Genomic DNA, 20,517 nt, shown 5'->3' with positions numbered 1-20,517 from the left:
AATACGCCTAGAAGCTTTTTAGAATATGAAAAAAGTCTTCTAGGCACCTTTTAACATAAGGAACTCATTTTTACCTAAAAGGTAGAAGATATTGTTCGCTAAAAGGATGCCAACTGAAAAGCTTTCATGTTAACATACTTCAGAAAGAGGTGAATTCAGTCATTGAGTTCCCTCTCTTTTCAATTTTCCGGTGTATTGCTTGCCGGTCCAAAATTAAGGGGATAATATTCCATGGATGTAGAATCAAAGAAAAAGTTAAGCTTGTTTGCGTTAACTTGGCCAATTTTTATCGAATTGTTGCTTCATATGTTAATGGGTAATGCCGATACTTTGATGTTGTCGCAGTACTCTGATGACTCTGTAGCTTCTGTTGGAGTCTCGAACCAAATATTATCATTAGTGATTGTTATGTTTGGTTTTGTTGCGGTTGGGACTTCCATTTTAATTGCGCAAAATATAGGTGCTAAAAAAGAAAAGGAAGCGAAAGAAGTAGCAATGGTTTCCTTAGGTGCCAATTTGGTCTTCGGCTTGTTATTAAGTGTACTAGTTATTTTTTTTAGTAAGCCATTATTGCTTTTAATGGATCTACCTGTGGAACTTCTTGGAGAAGCCGGGACGTATTTAAAACTTGTCGGTGGCTTCATGTTCTTTCAGGCCTTATTTATGACAGTGGGTGCCGTTATTCGTAGCTACGGATATACTCGTGATGCGATGTACATTACGATTGGCGCCAATATTTTAAATGTAATCGGGAATTACTTATTTATCTTTGGGCCATTTGGTTTTCCGGTTTTAGGGGTAGAAGGGGTTGCGATTTCTACAGTAATCAGTAGAGCAGTTGCTGCAATTGCTGCCATTATCATTTTATTTAAGCGTGTAGGCGGGCCCTTCCCTTTTTCTTATCTATGGAAATTCCCAAAGGAACATATCCAAAACTTGTTAAAAATTGGGCTTCCTTCTGCAGGGGAACAATTATCCTATAATAGTTCTCAAATCGTAATCACAGCCTTTATTGCGATACTAGGTACTGAGGCGATCACATCTAAAATTTACACACAAAATATCATGATGTTTATCTTTGTCTTCAGCATTGCCATCGCTCAAGGAACTCAAATTTTAATTGGACATATGGTAGGGGCAAAGAAATTTGAAGAGGCCTACTCACAGTGTTTAAAAAGTCTTAAAATGGCAATTGGTTTCAGTATTATTATGGCCATTATTGCGACTGTTTTTTCCAAGGACTTGTTATCGATATTCACCTCAAATGAAGAAATCATCCAATTAGGAAGTTACCTTATCTTGTTAACGATTATTCTTGAGCCGGGTCGCTCCTTTAACTTAGTGGTCATTAGTTCATTGAGGGCTGCTGGTGATGTTAAATATCCGGTTATTGTTGGAATCTTTTCGATGTGGGGGGTAGCGGTCGGTTTGTCCTATCTTTTGGGAATACATTTTGACCTTGGACTAGTTGGTGTTTGGATTGCGTTCATTTCAGATGAATGGCTCAGGGGGTTGTTGATGCTTCGTCGTTGGAGGTCGAAAGTCTGGTTGTCAAAGACTTTTGTTGAACCAAAGGTTTCACAAATGGAGGCTTCAAACGGATAATAATTCATGAACAAGGGCTCTCAAGGACAAAAGTCATCCGAAAATTGAAAAAAGTGTCCATGAGAGAGGCTCTCAAGGACAAAAGTCATCCAAAAATTGAAGAAAGTGTCCATGAGCGCATGAAAAAAGACTGCTGATAAGCAGTCTTTTTCATGGTTACTATTTATTGTACCTGCAATTGTGACTTTAAAAAGTTCTCGGTGGTAAAAGCTGCAACACCGAGGGCAGAGGCAGGGAGACTTAGGTCCGAATAGTTCACCTGGATATCCATCTGGTGAAAGGGGAGGGTATATTCGTCAATTACTTCCTGAACATAAGGGGCAATCCAAGTCTGTACAGCAGCCAGCTTGTTTCCAATTATGATTTGCTGTGGGTTAAAGGTATGGATGATGTTGATCATCCCTTGTCCAAGCTTTCTGCCAATCTCCTTTAATAACTTTAGTGCCTCAGGGTTTTCATCTCGTGCTAAATTGATGATGTCTGTCAGTGAGTGATTGTCCTTTAATTCTAGACCCAATTCTTGAGCCTTAGATAAAAGTGCCTTTTCTGAGGCGTAAAGCTCCCAGCACCCGTAGTTTCCGCAACGACATCTTGGACCATTCACATCAATAGACATGTGTCCAACCTCGCCTGAATAGCCATTAATTCCTTTGTATAACTCCCCATTTAAAATGATTCCAGAACCTATCCCAATGCCCGCACTTACATAAATTAAATTATTAAAATCCTTGCCAACTCCAAAGCGCTTTTCACCGTAGGCACCAGCGTTGGCTTCGTTTTCAACAATAACGGGAATATTAAACGTACTTTCTAAATCCTTTTTTAATGAAACGTTTTTCCAACCAAGGTTTGGAGCAAACAAAATATCTCCTTCTTTATTTACAACACCTGGAGCTCCAATTCCAATCCCAACAACTCCATAGGGGGACGGAGGTGCTGATTCAATTAACGAATGAATAACCATATTTACTTGCTCAAGAGTATCGGTGTATTCGGGAGTGTTATTCACAACACTTTTTTCTACAACAATCTTTCCCTGGAGGTCTGTTAGTACCCCGAAGATGTAGTTTACACCGAGGTCGATTCCAATAGAATATCCTGCCTCCTGGTTAAATAAAAGGAGAACGGGACGTCTCCCCCCACTGGATTCACCCGGTCCAGATTCATAAATTAACTGTTCTTCCAATAGTTCAGATACTAAAGAGGAGACAGTCCCTTTATTAAGTCCAGACATTTGAGCAGCATCCGCTCGTGAGATGGGGGAGTTTTGCATAATTAAATTCAAAACGATGGCTTTGTTTTCCTTTTTAACTAATTGTTGATTCCAAGTTATTTGCATATTTATATTTATCTCCTTTAGGTACGCAATTTATAAAAGTCGAAAAGAAAAATTCTTACTATAAAACAGTATAATCTTTGTTTATTCAATAGACAAACAAAGTTTGTGGTGATATAATCATTTCATAAGATACCGAACAACAAGAAGACAAGCAACTTTGTCTACCTCATTATAGTCTACTTGGAAGCGGTATCACCAAAGATTTTATATTTATTCTAGGAGGAAATTGCTCATGGCTTATTTTCCAGATATTAAAAAAATTCAATTTGAAGGTCAAAAAACAACTAACCCTTTTGCGTTTAGGTATTATAACCCTAGCGAATTAGTTAACGGAAAAACAATGGAGGAATTACTTCGTTTCTCTGTTGCTTACTGGCATACATTTAATGCAGATGGAACAGATCCATTTGGTGCAAGCACAATGGTACGTGGATGGGATCGCTTTGATGGACTAGACCGTTCAAAAGCTCGTGTTGAGGCTGCTTTTGAAATGTTCGATAAATTAAATGCACCATTCTTTGCTTTCCATGATGTGGACATAGCTCCTGAAGGAAGCACGCTAAAAGAAACTAATCAAAACCTTGATGTTATCGTGGCAATGATCAAGGACTATATGAAAACAAGCAATACAAAACTTCTTTGGAACACAGTTAATGCATTTACGAACCCAAGATATGTACACGGTGCTGCTACATCAAGAAATGCAGATGTTTACGCTTATGCTGCGGCAAGCGTGAAAAAAGGTCTAGAAGTTGGTAAAGAGCTGGGTGCAGAAAACTATGTATTCTGGGGTGGCCGTGAAGGTTACGAAACGTTACTAAACACAAACATGAAGCTAGAGCTTGATAACTTAGCACGTTTCTATCATATGGCAATTGATTATGCGAAGGAAATTGGTTTCGACGCTCAATTCTTAATTGAACCAAAACCAAAAGAGCCTACTACACACCAATATGATACTGACGTAGCTACAAGCTTAGCATTCTTGCAAAAATATGATTTAGCTGATCATTTCAAGTTCAATATTGAAGCAAACCACGCAACACTTGCGGGTCATACATTTGAGCATGAACTACGTGTTGCACGTGAAAACGGAATGCTGGGTTCTGTAGATGCAAACCAAGGAAATACACTACTTGGCTGGGATACAGATGAATTCCCAACAGACTTGTATTCTACTACATTAGCAATGTATGAAATCCTTAAAAACGATGGCCTTGGAAAAGGTGGATTAAACTTCGATTCTAAGGTTAGAAGAACTTCATTTGATGCTGAAGATTTATTCCATGCACATATCGCTGGAATGGATGCATTTGCAATTGGTCTAAAAGTTGCAAACAAACTTATCGAAGATAAAGTGCTAGACAACTTTATTGATGATAGCTATAGCAGCTATACACAAGGAATTGGTCTTGAAATCGTTGAAGGAAAAGCAAGCCTACAATCTCTTGAGAAGTATGCATTAGAGCTTACCGAAATCAAGAACAAGTCTGGCCGTACTGAGCGCATAAAAGCTGTCATCAACCAGTATCTTGTAGAAACAATGGCTGGCGTAACTGTATAATAAAGCATTTTCAATAAAACAATAATAAAATGTGCTGGGTATCCTATTCAGCACATTTTTTTCAATCATTGACCAATCTAATTAATAAGGGTGATATATGTGAAACATGTTATTGGGGTTGACCTTGGGACAAGTGCAGTCAAACTTTTACTTGTAGATAGCAATGGTGAAGTAGCTAAAGAAGTATCAAAATCATATCCACTCATTCAAGAAAAGTCGGGATATAGTGAACAGAAGCCAGAGGAGTGGGTTGAAAAAACAACCGAGGGGCTTAAAGAATTAATCCAACAATATGACGGCAATGTCGAGGATATCGAGGGGATTAGTTTCTCAGGACAGATGCACGGTCTTGTTTTACTCGATGAAAATAATCAAGTGCTTCGGAATTCAATTCTTTGGAATGATACTAGAACAACAGAACAATGCCAGCAAATTTACGATACAGTTGGAAAAGAAAAGCTTCTATCTATTACAAAAAACCCAGCACTAGAAGGGTTTACATTGCCGAAGATTCTTTGGGTAAAACAAAATGAACCTGAAATCTTTGCTAAGGCTAGTGTGTTTATGCTACCGAAAGATTATTTAAGATATCGTTTGACCGGAGAAATCCATAGTGAATATTCTGATGCTGCTGGCACTCTGTTATTAAATGTAGCAGAGAAAACATGGAGTACAGAAATCTGCAATTTATTCGATATCAAACCAGAACTATGCCCACCGCTTGTGGAATCCCATGGTTTTGTTGGAACCATCACAGCAGATGTTGCTAAACAGACAGGTTTATCTGAAGCTACAAAAGTTTTTGCTGGTGGAGCGGATAATGCCTGTGGTGCTATAGGTTCAGGAATCTTATCTGAAGGAAGAACATTGTGTAGCGTTGGTACCTCAGGGGTTGTCCTTTCTTATGAAGAAAAAAATGACTTGGATTTCGAGGGAAAAGTACACTATTTTAACCATGGCGAAGAAAATGCTTTTTATACAATGGGTGTAACTTTAGCTGCAGGCTACAGCTTGAGCTGGTTTAAAGATACCTTTGCAAAAGAAGAAGCATTTGAATCGTTCCTACAAGGTGTTGACCAGGTTCCGATTGGGGCAAATGGTTTGCTCTACACGCCATATTTAGCCGGTGAAAGAACTCCTTATGCAGATTCTATTATCCGTGGAAGCTTTATTGGAATGGATGCTGCACATAAAAGACAGGATTTTGTCCGTGCTGTATTAGAAGGGATCACCTTCTCGTTAAATGAAACAATTGAGATTTTTAGAGAAAATGGCAAAACGATCGATACAGTTGTATCCATTGGTGGCGGGGCTAAAAATGAAACATGGTTACAAATGCAAGCAGACATTTTCAATGCAAATATTGTGAAGCTTGCAAGTGAACAAGGACCTGGTATGGGTGCGGCAATGTTGGCTGCTTATGGTTGTGGCTGGTTCCCGTCTTTACAAGAGTGTGCGGAGAAATTCGTAGAAACCACAAAAACCTATCAACCAGTACCTGAAAACGTTGAACGATATCAAAAATTGTTTGGTGTTTACAAGCAAGTGTATCAGCAAACAAAATCACTCAATGAGCAACTTCAGGAGTTTAGAAAGTAAGATAGATAGTTATAAAGTAGGGGGCTAGGCAAAGATGAATTATCGTGACTTAGGCAAAACCGGTATTAAGGTAAGCGAGGTTAGTTTTGGTACGTGGGCGATTGGTGGCGCATGGGGAAAGACGAATGATGAGGAAGCATTGAAATCATTGGATCGTGCGATTGGAGAAGGAGTCAACTTCTTTGATACAGCTGATGTTTATGGTGATGGTCACAGTGAAGAATTGCTTGCTAAGGCCACCAAGGGAAAGGAAGATGAAATCTCCATTGCTACTAAGTTTTGTCGTTCCGGAGATATATTTTCAAAAGAAAATTATTCTGAAGAAGCTGTTAGAAACTACTGTGAAGCCAGTTTAAAACGATTAAACCGAGAAGCAATTGACCTTTATCAAATCCATTGTCCACCACTAGAAATACTAAAAGATGGAGCTGTTTTTGAAGTTCTTGATAAGTTAAAGCAAGAAGGGAAAATTCGGCATTATGGGGTAAGCGTTGAAACGGTAGAAGAAGGGTTATTGTGTCTTCAGAATCCAAATGTTAGTGCCCTTCAGGTGATTTTCAATATGTTCCGTCAAAAGCCGTTAGAGGAGTTATTACCGAAGGCAAAACAACAGAATGTGGGGATTCTTGTAAGACTTCCTTTGGCTAGTGGTTTGCTCACAGGGAAATTTACAAAAGACCATGTCTTTGAACAAGATGACCACCGTGCATTTAACGAAAATGGCGAAGCATTTAACGTCGGGGAAACTTTTGCCGGACTTGGTTTTGCTAAAGGTGTGAAATTGTCCGAGCAGTTAAAGTGGATTGCTGAAGGTAGAAATTCTATGGCAACTGCCGCTTTAAGATGGATCTTAGACCACGAAGAAATATCTTGTATTATCCCAGGTTTTAAAAATGAAAAGCAAGTAATGCAAAATCTACAAGCATTAACTGAAAAGCCATTTACCAATGAAGAGCTAGCAACGATAGAAAAGTTTTACCGCGATGAGGTGAAGGACTCTATTAGGGGACCTTATTAAGAACAGGCGAAGTGAGGGGTTCATCATGCACAAAGTACGTTGGGGAATTTTAAGTACAGCCAATATTGCTCTAACACAAGTCATTCCTGCGATTCAAAGATACGAAAATACTGAAGTAGTTGCGATTGCAAGTAGAAGTGGCAAAGCACAGCAAGCCGCTGACAAGTTAAACATCCCAAAGGGGTACGATAGTTACGAAGCTTTATTAGAAGATTCTTCAATTGATGCAGTTTATATCCCTTTACCGAATCACCTTCATAAACACTGGGTGATGGAAGCAGCTAAGCGAGGCAAGCATATACTATGTGAAAAACCCGCAGCGTTAACTGCTGATGAAACTGCTGAAATGATTCAGTTTTGTCGTAGCCATAACGTGAAATTTATGGAAGCGTTTATGTATCAATTTCATCCACAACATCACCGTGTGAAGGAAATTCTTGCATCAGATGCAATTGGTGAAGTGAAACAAATGCGCGCAAGCTTTTCCTTTTATTTAGACGATCGGGTAACGAATATTCGAATGAATAAGGAAATGGGTGGTGGAAGCATTTATGATGTGGGTTGCTACTGTATTCATGCTATTCGGAACATCCTAGAATCAGAGCCGTTGAGTGTACATGCGAACGCTCGCATTGACTCAGAAACAGGAATAGACATAACCTCTGTTGGTAGTATGATTTTGGAAAATGGTACTGTCGCAACGTTTGATTGCAGTTTTGATACGACCTTTCGTAATGAATACGAGATAATTGGAACAAAAGGGCGAATTCATGTCCCTAGAGCATTTCGTCCTGATGTCGTAGGTGGAGAAGGTCTTATCCTCATACAAAACGCTGAAGGAGAAAGAACTGAGAAAGTTTCTGGGGATATCTACCGTTCTGAAATTGCACATATTTCTCAATCGATTATAAGAGATTTAGACTTATCTGCTTTTGAAGAAAATACGACCAAAAATATGCGAGTCATAGACGCTTGTTACCAATCGATAGAGCTTGGGAAACGGATTGATTTTTAGTTCGTTGCCATGATTCGGTCAGCAGAGCAATAGCGTAAACTTTGATAATTCGTTTTACATAGGAGGAATTAGTTATGGCTACAATTCAAAACCCGATATTAACGGGCTTTAACCCAGATCCTAGCATTTGCCGTGTAGGGGAGGATTATTATATCGCTGTTTCCACCTTTGAATGGTTCCCGGGCGTAGGAATTTATCATTCTAAGGATTTGAAAAACTGGCGTTTAGCGGCGAGACCATTAAATCGTTTAAGTCAGTTGAACATGATGGGAAATCCGGACTCTGGTGGAATATGGGCGCCTGCTCTTTCTTATAGTGATGGGCAATTTTGGATGATTTATACGGATGTAAAAGTAACTGAAGGTCATTGGAAGGATTGCCATAACTATTTAGTCACTTGTGATACGGTTGACGGTGAATGGTCAGAACCAATTTACTTGAATAGCTCAGGCTTTGACCCTTCTTTATTCCACGATGAGGATGGGAAAAAGTACTTGGTAAACATGAAATGGGACCATCGTGTAGGGAACCATAATTTTTATGGAATTAACCTACAGGAATATAGTGTTGAGGAAAAAAAGCTGGTTGGTAAATCGGAAATTATCTTTAAGGGTACCGACGTTAAATTAACGGAGGCTCCTCATCTATACAAAATTAGTAATTATTATTATCTATTAACAGCAGAAGGTGGTACGAAATACGACCATCAGGCTACCATTGCACGTTCAAAAGACCTCAGAGGACCATATGAAGTGTATCCTGAAAACCCTCTGATTACGTCTTTCCCATATCCACGTAATCCGCTACAAAAAGCAGGGCATGCATCGATTGTGCAAACACACACAGATGAGTGGTTCCTTGTTCATTTGACAGGACGCCCGCTTCCAAGAGAAGGGCAGCCTTTATTGGACCCACGTGGATATTGTCCACTTGGAAGGGAAACAGCTATTCAACGAGTAGAATGGAAAGATGGCTGGCCGTTTGTGGTGGGTGGTAATCAACCATCGGTCACAATTGAAGGACCTAAAATTGAAGAAGTGAAGTGGGATAGAGATTATCCAGAAAAAGATGATTTTGACTCTGAGACGTTAAATCTGAACTTCCAAACTTTACGTATTCCATTAGGAGAAGAGATTGTTTCTCTTAAGGATAACCCAGGACATTTGCGTATTTACGGAAGAGAATCACTTACATCCAAGTTCACACAAGCATTTGTTGCTAGACGTTGGCAGCATTTTAACTTCACGGCCGAAACAAAGGTGGCGTTTAATCCTACAACCTTCCAGCAATCTGCAGGCTTAGTGAACTACTATAACACACAAAACTGGACATCATGTCAGATATCTTGGAATGAGGAAAAAGGAAGAATTCTAGAATTAATGACTTGTGATAACTTTACATTTGATCAACCGCTTCGAGGAAATGAAATCGTGATTCCTGAAGAAGTTGAGTATGTACACCTTCGTGTAGATGTAAATTTACATGAATATCATTATTCTTACTCTTTTGATGGCAAGGAATGGACGCAAATTCCTGTTACGTTCTACTCTTACAAGCTGTCAGATGACTATATTCAAGGTGGAGGATTCTTTACAGGTGCATTTGTAGGGATGCAATGTCAGGATACCTCAGGTGAAAGGTTGCATGCAGACTTCGACTATTTTATTTATAAGGAAAAGGAATAAATCGAACAAACAAAACAGGGAGATCACGCATACGTGGTCTCCCTGTTTTGTTTGGGAAAAAAACTATAAAAACTACCGGGCACTGTCCTTATCTTTTTGTATAATATTTCTGAGTGTAATAAGGGTGCGAGTCCGAGTTGAAGGCAACTCCTACTCCTAGTTGTTTAAACTCTGCTTTAAGGATGTTTTCGCGATGACCAAGAGAATTCATTAAACCCTCATGAGCAAAAACACTACTTGTTTGACCATAGGCTAGGTTTTCACCAGCAACTGAAAAAAGAATATCATCATTAGACATCCGGTCGAAAGGAGATTCACCTACAAGATTTGTATGGCTAAAATAATTATTCTCGGCCATGTCGGAACTATGCTTCCGTGCTGTTTCTTTCACCTGTTCATCCCATTGTAGAGCGGAAAGGCCCCGTTCAACTCTAGTCGCATTCGTCAAGTCAAACAGTTGGTACTCAAAACCTTCCTTTAGTGCTTCGCTGGCTTCGGAATAGAAATCAATTCTTTGCTGCTCCATACTCTCGCTAATAATTTGAATAGCGGTGACAACGTTATTTTCATGTTTATCATAAAAGATGGACACATAGCTGTTGTCGATTTGAAATAAGTCGTAGTCTCTTTCCTTTTGCAATTGATAAAAGACCATCCCTTTTTGAATTTTTTCAACAGGTTTACCGAGTTGTTGAAGTACTTGATCTTTAGGGGTTCCATGAGTGATGCTAGTGGTTGAAGAGATTAAGTCTTGATTAGTATAAATTCCCACAACCTTGTTATTTTCATTGTAAGAAATCATTATAAAATTATGGTAGTTCTGGTGATAGGCATACCATTCTGTCCCATATTCATTTACCGAAGAGCGGGACGGTGCTCCAAGTACTTCTTCAACCTTTGTCTTCGTTTCCCCCAATTCAATATTTGCAATGGAAAAAGTTTGTCTTACAGGTGCGTCCAAGACGGGGACATCAACAGTTTGTTCATTCTCAACTTGATTTTCTTCTTCGTCAAATGAACGATTGACCAGTGAGTTAATATCCTCCTCTAGGTTATTCGGTAAGGTTGATAAGTCTGTATTCTTTTTTAAATCATTAAACTCAGTCCTTATTGAGTCAATTAGAGCAATACCAAGTTTCTCTTCAACATCTGGCCAAAAATTGTACAACATGAACCCGATAAGGAATAGGAAGATAAATCTCAAGTGCACTCCTCACTTTCCTGAAAATAAAGATTTCTTACTAACAATATCGCCACAAATAGCTAATTTAATATGAAGGTACTGGATTTGTTGGTAGAAAATTTAAAGAGTAGTCAATGTGGAAAGAAGACATAATAAAGATATCCTTAGCGATATGTAAATATGCCGGCTTATTACTTGAAGGAAGTTCGAGTCTGTTCAGTCTGTGGATTTCCAAACCTTATTAAAGGTAACTGTATTTTAACAATTTTGCTAGGGACAATAAAGGATTTCGACTTTATGTCGGACCATCTGGGTAGAAAACCAATTTTGGGCTAGACTTGCTAATTCTCTCAAAATCTGTTATATTATAAAAGAATTATTTTTGTTCGGTATATAAGGGAAGAACAAATATTGGTTTTCGCCTGGATACACAATGAGCAAGAATAGTAATAAAATGTGTGGATTACACACTAGGAGGCAACAAAAATGGAAAACGGTAAAGTAAAATGGTTTAATGCAGAAAAAGGTTTCGGATTCATCGAGCGCGAAGGTGGAGATGACGTATTCGTTCATTTCTCAGCTATCCAAGGCGAAGGCTTCAAAACTCTTGAAGAAGGCCAAGATGTAACATTTGACGTTGAGCAAGGAGCTCGTGGACCACAAGCTGCTAACGTTCGCAAAAACTAATTTGCCAATCACAAACAGACCCTTTTTGGGTCTGTTTTTTTATTTATATTTATATAAAAACCTCTCTTGATTTACTAAACTATACCTTCCTAAATAACCAAACGATTTACTTGACGCTCCTAAGCGGTAGTAATAAACTAATACAAGAAAAGATTCTAAAAACTTTCATAAAAAGGAGTCCATATGAAGATAAAAATCATTGCTCTATTATTAATTTCTGTTCTAGTCCTATCTGCATGTGGACAGTCTGGGTTGGATGAACCGGTTACCTTATTAAATCAAGATAATGAGGAAGTCACGTTTCCAACAGGAGAACCAGTTGTTTTCTTCTTTATTACTTCTTATACCTGAGGTATCTGTCAACAGCAACTAGTTCAGTTGCATGAAAATTTAGATAAACTAGAAGGTGTAGACGTTCAGAAATTTATTATTAGCAAAGATAAACCTGAAAATCAGTTAGAGCTATATACTCAGCTAGAACAGTATTATGGCGAAAGCCTCCCGTTTGTATCTGATGAGAATTTAGAATTCATTGACCATATGGATATGAAAAACGGCGATACAGCGTACCGAGGCTATGCTTTAATTGATGGAGATGGTGCGCTTGTATTCAATACCATCAATGATTTCTGGGGCGAACAGTTTGATAAGACGATAGAAGAGATCAAAGAAGAACTCGAAAAATTGAAGTAAGTCTATAATAGAAAAAACTCCTGGAGATTCCAGGAGTTTTTTCTATAGTCAGGCGGTCTCTCTAATTATCACTTAAAAGAAAAAACCTTGCTCTTGTAAGCAAGGTTTAAGATGGAGAATAGGGGGCTCGAACCCCTGACCTCTTGCATGCCATGCAAGCGCTCTCCCAGCTGAGCTAATCCCCCGTACATTCATTGTACAAGAAGATTATATCGGCTAACGCGTATACTTGCAAGTGCTATTTTAAAAACTTATTCTACAATTCTTCGATTTTAACCCGTTTTATTTCGCTTATTGAAGAGATGTCAGCGTAAATATCTGTCGTCCTCCTGCGAAAGTTTACAGTTATCACGAGTTGTACGAGCTGGTCTCCCTCTTCAAGATCCTTAATCCGCACTTTCTTAATGGACATTTTCCCCGCTTTTAATTTGTCTAGTACATCAGATATCCCCTCTTTATTGTGCACGTGGAACTCCAAGGCGAGCTCTTTTTCTCTTAGCTGTCTTGGTCCAATTATCCCCATTAGGAAGGGCATAAACTCGACACTAAAAATTAATAGAACAACCCCAGTAATGGCTTCAACATAAAATCCAGCCCCTACAGCAATGCCAATTCCTGCCGCTCCCCATATCATTGCTGCTGTTGTTAAACCAGATATCGTATCGTTCCCTCTTCTTAAAATAACCCCTGCACCTAGAAACCCAATCCCAGAAACAATTTGTGCAGCTAAACGGAGAGGGTCCATTGTTATGTTTACATCATCATCTCCAGGAAACATATATGCTGATTCGATCGAGACAATGGTTAGGAGACAGCTTACAATACAGATAACTAAGCTAGTCTTCAAGCCTACGGGCTTTCTTTTTAACTCACGTTCAAGGCCGATGACAAGACCAAGAAAAGCAGATATACCTAGTCTAATCAACGTTTCTGAATCAATTATGTTTGTGATGATCATATCGTCCCCCCTAACCTAAGGATATTTATGTTTTTGATCTTTTATCCCACATCGAGGCATCAATATTGGATTAGATGACTTTGTTCTATTGTGTATAATGAACATATTCAAGATTTCTCGTCTATTTTCCTTCCTAGGGTAAAACCGTGTTTTCAATTGACAGCTGGGTTGAGAGCAAAATTGATTTATAGTAATAAAAGACTTGTTCCATGATTAAAATCGTTTAGACTTTCTATTATAAGAATTTTAAGGAGAGAGAGTAATGATTGGGAAGCCAAAGATTAATCCCTATTTTGTTCTAGCACTAGGGGTAATAGCTGTGTCCACTTCAGCCATTTTTGTAAAAGTATCTACTGCTCCTTCAGGAGTCATCGCATTTTACCGGTTGTTTTTCTCTGTTTTATTGATGCTCCCGATCTTTATTTCTAAGTACAGAGCAGAACTAAAGCTAATCACCAAAAGGGACTGGGGTCTTTCTGCGGTTTCGGGAATTTTTTTAGCCTTCCACTTTATTCTCTGGTTTGAATCGCTTAACTACACTTCTGTCGCAAGCTCAACTGTCTTGGTTACTTTGCAACCAATTTTTGCGTTTGTAGGCACCTATTTCTTTTTCAAGGAGCGCCTGTCATTAAAGGCGATTTTTTCGGGTCTGATTGCTGTTGTGGGGAGTATCATTATTAGTTGGGGTGATTTTAAAATTAGCGGCTCAGCGCTTTTTGGGGATATTCTTGCTTTAGCTGCATGTGCTTTTATTACCTTTTATCTTTTGTTTGGCCAGTCTGTCCGTAAGAGAGTTTCCATAATCACCTATACCTTTATAGTGTATGTGATCAGTACCCTTGCTCTTTTTCTTTACATAATGGCTACAGGGGAACCACTTTACCCTTACCCTAAAAGTGACTGGCTGTATTTCCTTCTGCTAGCAATTATACCGACTCTCCTTGGCCATACGCTATTAAATTGGGTAGTAAAATGGGTTAGTACATCAATGATATCTGTGGCGATTTTGTTTGAACCCGTTGGAGCAACTTTACTAGCCTACTATGTAGTAGGAGAAACCGTAAATCTTTCACAGGGTATTGGTGGGATGGTCGTGCTATTAGGGATAGGTCTTTTTATATATGACGAAAGAAAAGGTAGAGGTACAGTAAAACTACTAAAAACAAAACCCAATTTAGAATCTCGCTAACAAAGAAAAAGATCCCCTGGTCAAGGGGATCTTTACATAAAAGAATAAGTGAATGCTGAAAACAGAAATGCAGACGTAACCGTAAAAATAAAAGTACCGCCAGACACTTTCCCTTCGGAGTTCATTAATTTGATTCCTTCTATGTAAGAAAAAACAAATAAAAAAACTGCCATTAGGAAGGAAAGATATAGTGCAATTGATTCTATGATTGGTCACACCCTTTCGAATAAATTAGCTTGTCCATAATTATGAGTCTGATTTTAAAAGTATTCCTGAATGAATAAGAAAAATAACGTAATATATGTTGAAATTATATTGCAAACATTTTATGACCGTGGTATAGTAAATTCTCCGTTAACAACTGGTTGATATATTTTATATTTTGTTTGTAGAAATATAAAATAAATTGGCGATTAGTGTTGACAGAGGGATAACGACATGTTATATTAATAAAGTCGCTTCGGGCGATGGTTATTAAAAAAATGCTCTTTGAAAACTAAACAAACAAGCGTCAACAAACAATATTTATCATGTCTTCTATTATAGAAGAACATGAGCCAACGTTTTATTTTATGAGCTAATCACTCTACATTTTATTGGAGAGTTTGATCCTGGCTCAGGACGAACGCTGGCGGCGTGCCTAATACATGCAAGTCGAGCGGATCTTTGGGAGCTTGCTCCCAAAGATTAGCGGCGGACGGGTGAGTAACACGTGGGCAACCTGCCTGTAAGACTGGGATAACTCCGGGAAACCGGGGCTAATACCGGATAATTCATTCCCTCTCATGAGGGAATGCTGAAAGACGGTTTCGGCTGTCACTTACAGATGGGCCCGCGGCGCATTAGCTAGTTGGTGAGGTAACGGCTCACCAAGGCCACGATGCGTAGCCGACCTGAGAGGGTGATCGGCCACACTGGGACTGAGACACGGCCCAGACTCCTACGGGAGGCAGCAGTAGGGAATCTTCCGCAATGGACGAAAGTCTGACGGAGCAACGCCGCGTGAGCGATGAAGGCCTTCGGGTCGTAAAGCTCTGTTGTTAGGGAAGAACAAGTACCGGAGTAACTGCCGGTACCTTGACGGTACCTAACCAGAAAGCCACGGCTAACTACGTGCCAGCAGCCGCGGTAATACGTAGGTGGCAAGCGTTGTCCGGAATTATTGGGCGTAAAGCGCGCGCAGGCGGTCCTTTAAGTCTGATGTGAAAGCCCACGGCTCAACCGTGGAGGGTCATTGGAAACTGGGGGACTTGAGTGCAGAAGAGGAGAGTGGAATTCCACGTGTAGCGGTGAAATGCGTAGAGATGTGGAGGAACACCAGTGGCGAAGGCGACTCTCTGGTCTGTAACTGACGCTGAGGCGCGAAAGCGTGGGGAGCGAACAGGATTAGATACCCTGGTAGTCCACGCCGTAAACGATGAGTGCTAAGTGTTAGAGGGTTTCCGCCCTTTAGTGCTGCAGCAAACGCATTAAGCACTCCGCCTGGGGAGTACGGCCGCAAGGCTGAAACTCAAAGGAATTGACGGGGGCCCGCACAAGCGGTGGAGCATGTGGTTTAATTCGAAGCAACGCGAAGAACCTTACCAGGTCTTGACATCCTCTGACAACTCTGGAGACAGAGCGTTCCCCTTCGGGGGACAGAGTGACAGGTGGTGCATGGTTGTCGTCAGCTCGTGTCGTGAGATGTTGGGTTAAGTCCCGCAACGAGCGCAACCCTTGTCCTTAGTTGCCAGCATTCAGTTGGGCACTCTAAGGAGACTGCCGGTGACAAACCGGAGGAAGGTGGGGATGACGTCAAATCATCATGCCCCTTATGACCTGGGCTACACACGTGCTACAATGGATAGAACAAAGGGCAGCGAAGCCGCGAGGTCAAGCAAATCCCATAAATCTATTCTCAGTTCGGATTGCAGGCTGCAACTCGCCTGCATGAAGCCGGAATCGCTAGTAATCGCGGATCAGCATGCCGCGGTGAATACGTTCCCGGGCCTTGTACACACCGCCCGTCACACCACGAGAGTTTGTAACACCCGAAGTCGGTGGGGTAACACTTTTAGTGAGCCAGCCGCCTAAGGTGGGACAGATGATTGGGGTGAAGTCGTAACAAGGTAGCCGTATCGGAAGGTGCGGCTGGATCACCTCCTTTCTAAGGATAATGCCGTAAGGGCATTCGGAATGCGAATCTTTCGATTCGTACTAAGCAAATTTAAAAATTTGCACTGTTGATTAGCTTGTTTGTTTAGTTTTGAGAGTGCAATTCTCTCAAAGCTTTTTAATTTGTTCCTTGAAAACTAGATAATCGTAAGTAAGAAGGCAAAAGTAAAACACACATTTGTATCGCTTTTTTAATTTTTCTCTCTTTTGTTAAAAGAGAAACCAAAGACATGATTGTCTTATAGAGACGAATAAATTCGTCCATAGGTTAAGTTAGAAAGGGCGCACGGTGGATGCCTTGGCACTAGGAGCCGATGAAGGACGGGACTAACACCGATATGCTTCGGGGAGCTGTAAGTAAGCTTTGATCCGGAGATTTCCGAATGGGGAAACCCACTGTTCGTAATGGAACAGTATCTTTACCTGAATTCATAGGGTATTGAAGGCAGACCCGGGGAACTGAAACATCTAAGTACCCGGAGGAAGAGAAAGCAAATGCGATTCCCTGAGTAGCGGCGAGCGAAACGGGATTAGCCCAAACCAGAAGGCTTGCCTTCTGGGGTTGTAGGACACTCAACATGGAGTTACAAAGGAACGGGGTAAATGAAGTGGTCTGGAAAGGCCCGTCAAAGAAGGTAAAAACCCTGTAGTTGAAACTTCGTTCCCTCCTGAGTGGATCCTGAGTACGGCGGGACACGTGAAATCCCGTCGGAAGCTGGGAGGACCATCTCCCAAGGCTAAATACTCCCTAGTGACCGATAGTGAACCAGTACCGTGAGGGAAAGGTGAAAAGCACCCCGGAAGGGGAGTGAAAGAGATCCTGAAACCGTGTGCCTACAAGTAGTTAGAGCCCTGTGCATATTTCCTTCGGAAAATGCCGGGTGATAGCGTGCCTTTTGTAGAATGAACCGGCGAGTTACGATTACATGCAAGGTTAAGTCGAGAAGACGGAGCCGCAGCGAAAGCGAGTCTGAATAGGGCGAATAAGTATGTGGTTGTAGACCCGAAACCAGGTGATCTACCCATGTCCAGGGTGAAGGTAGGGTAACACCTACTGGAGGCCCGAACCCACGCACGTTGAAAAGTGCGGGGATGAGGTGTGGGTAGCGGAGAAATTCCAATCGAACCTGGAGATAGCTGGTTCTCTCCGAAATAGCTTTAGGGCTAGCCTCACGAAGTGAGAGTCTTGGAGGTAGAGCACTGTTTGGACTAGGGGCCCTCATCGGGTTACCGAATTCAGACAAACTCCGAATGCCAATGACTTATCCGTGGGAGTCAGACTGCGAGTGATAAGATCCGTAGTCAAGAGGGAAACAGCCCAGACCACCAGCTAAGGTCCCAAAGTATACGTTAAGTGGAAAAGGATGTGGAGTTGCTTAGACAACCAGGATGTTGGCTTAGAAGCAGCCACCATTTAAAGAGTGCGTAATAGCTCACTGGTCGAGTGACTCTGCGCCGAAAATGTACCGGGGCTAAACGTATCACCGAAGCTGTGGGTGGACATCTTACGATGTCCGCGGTAGGAGAGCGTTCTAAGGGCGTTGAAGCTAGACCGTAAGGACTGGTGGAGCGCTTAGAAGTGAGAATGCCGGTATGAGTAGCGAAAGATGGGTGAGAATCCCATCCACCGTATGCCTAAGGTTTCCTGAGGAAGGCTCGTCCTCTCAGGGTTAGTCGGGACCTAAGCCGAGGCCGAAAGGCGTAGGCGATGGACAACAGGTTGATATTCCTGTACCACCTCTTTATCGTTTGAGCAATGGGGGGACGCAGGAGGATAGGGTAAGCGCACTGCTGGATATGTGCGTCTAAGCAGTTAGGCTGGTAACGAGGCAAATCCCGTTACCACATAAGGCTGAGCTGTGATAGCGAGGGAAATATAGTACCGAAGTTCCTGATTCCACACTGCCAAGAAAAGCCTCTAGCGAGATAAAAGGTGCCCGTACCGCAAACCGACACAGGTAGGCGAGGAGAGAATCCTAAGGTGAGCGAGAGAACTCTCGTTAAGGAACTCGGCAAAATGACCCCGTAACTTCGGGAGAAGGGGTGCTTTTTAGGGTGTTAAAGCCTTGAAAAGCCGCAGTGAATAGGCCCAGGCGACTGTTTAGCAAAAACACAGGTCTCTGCGAAGCCGCAAGGCGAAGTATAGGGGCTGACGCCTGCCCGGTGCTGGAAGGTTAAGAGGAGAGGTTAGCTCACGCGAAGCTTTGAATCGAAGCCCCAGTAAACGGCGGCCGTAACTATAACGGTCCTAAGGTAGCGAAATTCCTTGTCGGGTAAGTTCCGACCCGCACGAAAGGCGTAACGATCTGGGCACTGTCTCAACGAGAGACTCGGTGAAATTATAGTACCTGTGAAGATGCAGGTTACCCGCGACAGGACGGAAAGACCCCGTGGAGCTTTACTGCAGCCTGATATTGAATTTTGGTACAGCTTGTACAGGATAGGTAGGAGCCTTGGAAGCCGGAGCGCCAGCTTCGGTGGAGGCGTCGGTGGGATACTACCCTGGCTGTATTGAAATTCTAACCCGCACCCCTGATCGGGGTGGGAGACAGTGTCAGGTGGGCAGTTTGACTGGGGCGGTCGCCTCCTAAAATGTAACGGAGGCGCCCAAAGGTTCCCTCAGAATGGTTGGAAATCATTCGCAGAGTGTAAAGGCACAAGGGAGCTTGACTGCGAGACCTACAAGTCGAGCAGGGACGAAAGTCGGGCTTAGTGATCCGGTGGTTCCGCATGGAAGGGCCATCGCTCAACGGATAAAAGCTACCCCGGGGATAACAGGCTTATCTCCCCCAAGAGTCCACATCGACGGGGAGGTTTGGCACCTCGATGTCGGCTCATCGCATCCTGGGGCTGTAGTCGGTCCCAAGGGTTGGGCTGTTCGCCCATTAAAGCGGTACGCGAGCTGGGTTCAGAACGTCGTGAGACAGTTCGGTCCCTATCCGTCGTGGGCGCAGGAAATTTGAGAGGAGCTGTCCTTAGTACGAGAGGACCGGGATGGACGCACCGCTGGTGTACCAGTTGTCTTGCCAAAGGCATCGCTGGGTAGCTATGTGCGGACGGGATAAGTGCTGAAAGCATCTAAGCATGAAGCCCCCCTCAAGATGAGATTTCCCATAGCGTCAAGCTAGTAAGATCCCTGAAAGATGATCAGGTTGATAGGTCAGAGGTGGAAGCGCGGTGACGTGTGGAGCTGACTGATACTAATCGATCGAGGACTTAACCAAATTTTTGATAGTTATTTTCGCTAATGCGAAAAAACTTTGATACAAATCGTGTTACTTTTACTTCTTACACATTATCTAGTTTTGAGGGAATGAAAAATTTCTCTTGCAAAATCTGAAAAAGATATTATAATAATAATTGTCTTTTACAAATAGTCTGGTGGCGATAGCGAGAAGGTCACACCCGTTCCCATGCCGAACACGGAAGTTAAGCTTCTCAGCGCCGATGGTAGTTGGGGGTTTCCCCCTGTGAGAGTAGGACGTTGCCAGGCTTAAATTATGGAGGATTAGCTCAGCTGGGAGAGCATCTGCCTTACAAGCAGAGGGTCGGCGGTTCGATCCCGTCATCCTCCACCATTTTTAGACAAGCTATGCTTTTCTATATGCCGGCCTAGCTCAATTGGTAGAGCAACTGACTTGTAATCAGTAGGTTGGGGGTTCAAGTCCTCTGGCCGGCACCATCTTTAGATACTAATAAATATTATTAGGATTTAGAGCCATTAGCTCAGTTGGTAGAGCAGATTGCTCACTTCTCTGAATTGCTTCTTAGGCAATCTGCGAGGAAGACCGTAAGGTCTTTCGAGCATCGTAGATGCGCTACCAGTTA

At 41.9% G+C, this 20,517-nt stretch carries 13 protein-coding genes, 3 tRNA genes and 3 rRNA genes; 15 read left to right on the top strand and 4 right to left on the bottom strand.

Annotated features, from left to right (window positions below; genetic code table 11):
- Positions 1 to 231 precede the first annotated feature (231 nt).
- Positions 232 to 1,605 carry an MATE family efflux transporter gene (locus LG336_RS22425; RefSeq protein WP_404329658.1) on the top strand — a complete coding sequence of 458 codons (1,374 nt, stop codon included), beginning with the start codon at positions 232 to 234 and terminating at the stop codon, positions 1,603 to 1,605.
- A gap of 163 nt (positions 1,606 to 1,768) precedes the next feature.
- On the opposite strand, the gene LG336_RS22420 is transcribed toward LG336_RS22425, so the two are convergent.
- Positions 1,769 to 2,944: an ROK family protein gene (locus LG336_RS22420; protein ID WP_404329657.1), complete on the bottom strand. Its 1,176-nt coding sequence runs from the start codon at positions 2,942 to 2,944 to the stop codon at positions 1,769 to 1,771.
- 232 nt (positions 2,945 to 3,176) lie between these two features.
- Between LG336_RS22420 and xylA the strand changes: the two genes are divergently transcribed.
- The 5 genes from xylA (at position 3,177) to LG336_RS22395 (ending at position 9,825) form a co-directional block, all read left to right on the top strand.
- Positions 3,177 to 4,508 carry a xylose isomerase gene (gene xylA / locus LG336_RS22415; RefSeq protein ID WP_404329656.1) on the top strand — a complete coding sequence of 444 codons (1,332 nt, stop codon included), beginning with the start codon at positions 3,177 to 3,179 and terminating at the stop codon, positions 4,506 to 4,508.
- 99 nt (positions 4,509 to 4,607) lie between these two features.
- Complete coding sequence (gene xylB / locus LG336_RS22410) at positions 4,608 to 6,107, top strand: xylulokinase (protein ID WP_404329655.1); 1,500 nt, start codon at positions 4,608 to 4,610, stop codon at positions 6,105 to 6,107.
- 34 nt (positions 6,108 to 6,141) lie between these two features.
- Positions 6,142 to 7,125, top strand: coding sequence for an aldo/keto reductase (locus LG336_RS22405; RefSeq protein WP_404329654.1), 984 nt, complete (start codon positions 6,142 to 6,144; stop codon positions 7,123 to 7,125).
- A 25-nt stretch (positions 7,126 to 7,150) separates the two neighbouring features.
- Positions 7,151 to 8,140: a Gfo/Idh/MocA family protein gene (locus LG336_RS22400; RefSeq protein WP_404329653.1), complete on the top strand. Its 990-nt coding sequence runs from the start codon at positions 7,151 to 7,153 to the stop codon at positions 8,138 to 8,140.
- Positions 8,141 to 8,214: 74 nt separating this feature from the next.
- On the top strand, positions 8,215 to 9,825 hold the full coding sequence (locus LG336_RS22395) for a glycoside hydrolase family 43 protein (RefSeq protein WP_404329652.1): 1,611 nt from the start codon (positions 8,215 to 8,217) through the stop codon (positions 9,823 to 9,825).
- Positions 9,826 to 9,913: 88 nt separating this feature from the next.
- Here LG336_RS22395 and LG336_RS22390 read toward each other — a convergent pair whose 3' ends face one another.
- Complete coding sequence (locus LG336_RS22390) at positions 9,914 to 11,035, bottom strand: CAP domain-containing protein (RefSeq protein WP_404329651.1); 1,122 nt, start codon at positions 11,033 to 11,035, stop codon at positions 9,914 to 9,916.
- 459 nt (positions 11,036 to 11,494) lie between these two features.
- Between LG336_RS22390 and LG336_RS22385 the strand changes: the two genes are divergently transcribed.
- The 3 genes from LG336_RS22385 (at position 11,495) to LG336_RS22375 (ending at position 12,388) form a co-directional block, all read left to right on the top strand.
- The gene (locus LG336_RS22385; protein WP_090742793.1) at positions 11,495 to 11,695 is read left to right on the top strand and encodes a cold-shock protein; all 201 of its coding nucleotides are present in this window, start codon (positions 11,495 to 11,497) and stop codon (positions 11,693 to 11,695) included.
- A 183-nt stretch (positions 11,696 to 11,878) separates the two neighbouring features.
- The gene (locus tag LG336_RS22380) at positions 11,879 to 12,046 is read left to right on the top strand and encodes a hypothetical protein (RefSeq protein ID WP_404329650.1); all 168 of its coding nucleotides are present in this window, start codon (positions 11,879 to 11,881) and stop codon (positions 12,044 to 12,046) included.
- 3 nt (positions 12,047 to 12,049) lie between these two features.
- Positions 12,050 to 12,388, top strand: coding sequence for a redoxin domain-containing protein (locus LG336_RS22375; RefSeq protein WP_404333261.1), 339 nt, complete (start codon positions 12,050 to 12,052; stop codon positions 12,386 to 12,388).
- Between the two features lie 112 nt (positions 12,389 to 12,500).
- On the opposite strand, the gene LG336_RS22370 is transcribed toward LG336_RS22375, so the two are convergent.
- Both LG336_RS22370 and LG336_RS22365 read right to left on the bottom strand, forming a co-directional pair.
- Positions 12,501 to 12,573 (bottom strand) — tRNA-Ala (locus LG336_RS22370).
- Positions 12,574 to 12,644: 71 nt separating this feature from the next.
- Positions 12,645 to 13,346 carry an MgtC/SapB family protein gene (locus LG336_RS22365; RefSeq protein WP_404329649.1) on the bottom strand — a complete coding sequence of 234 codons (702 nt, stop codon included), beginning with the start codon at positions 13,344 to 13,346 and terminating at the stop codon, positions 12,645 to 12,647.
- A 265-nt stretch (positions 13,347 to 13,611) separates the two neighbouring features.
- Here LG336_RS22365 and LG336_RS22360 point away from each other — a divergent pair, with 265 nt between their 5' ends.
- From LG336_RS22360 to LG336_RS22335, 6 genes are all read left to right on the top strand, one after another.
- A complete protein-coding gene (locus LG336_RS22360) occupies positions 13,612 to 14,535 on the top strand; it encodes a DMT family transporter (RefSeq protein ID WP_404333260.1) in 924 nt (307 codons plus the stop codon).
- A gap of 593 nt (positions 14,536 to 15,128) precedes the next feature.
- Positions 15,129 to 16,681: ribosomal RNA gene (locus LG336_RS22355) — 16S ribosomal RNA — on the top strand.
- A gap of 274 nt (positions 16,682 to 16,955) precedes the next feature.
- Positions 16,956 to 19,913, top strand: a 23S ribosomal RNA gene (locus tag LG336_RS22350).
- A 153-nt stretch (positions 19,914 to 20,066) separates the two neighbouring features.
- A 5S ribosomal RNA gene (gene rrf, locus LG336_RS22345) occupies positions 20,067 to 20,182 on the top strand.
- Together the 16S, 23S and 5S rRNA genes with 2 tRNA genes alongside form the textbook arrangement of a ribosomal RNA operon.
- Before the next feature lie 9 nt (positions 20,183 to 20,191).
- Positions 20,192 to 20,267 (top strand) — tRNA-Val (locus tag LG336_RS22340).
- Between the two features lie 28 nt (positions 20,268 to 20,295).
- Positions 20,296 to 20,371: transfer RNA gene (locus LG336_RS22335), tRNA-Thr, on the top strand.
- Positions 20,372 to 20,517: the final 146 nt, after the last annotated feature.

Source organism: Mesobacillus maritimus, assembly GCF_044803185.1.
Classification (GTDB): Bacteria; Bacillota; Bacilli; order Bacillales; family Cytobacillaceae; genus Mesobacillus_B; species Mesobacillus_B maritimus_B.
The sequence above is the reverse complement of the archived record's forward strand: the minus strand, read 5'-3'. Positions and strand labels throughout refer to the sequence as shown.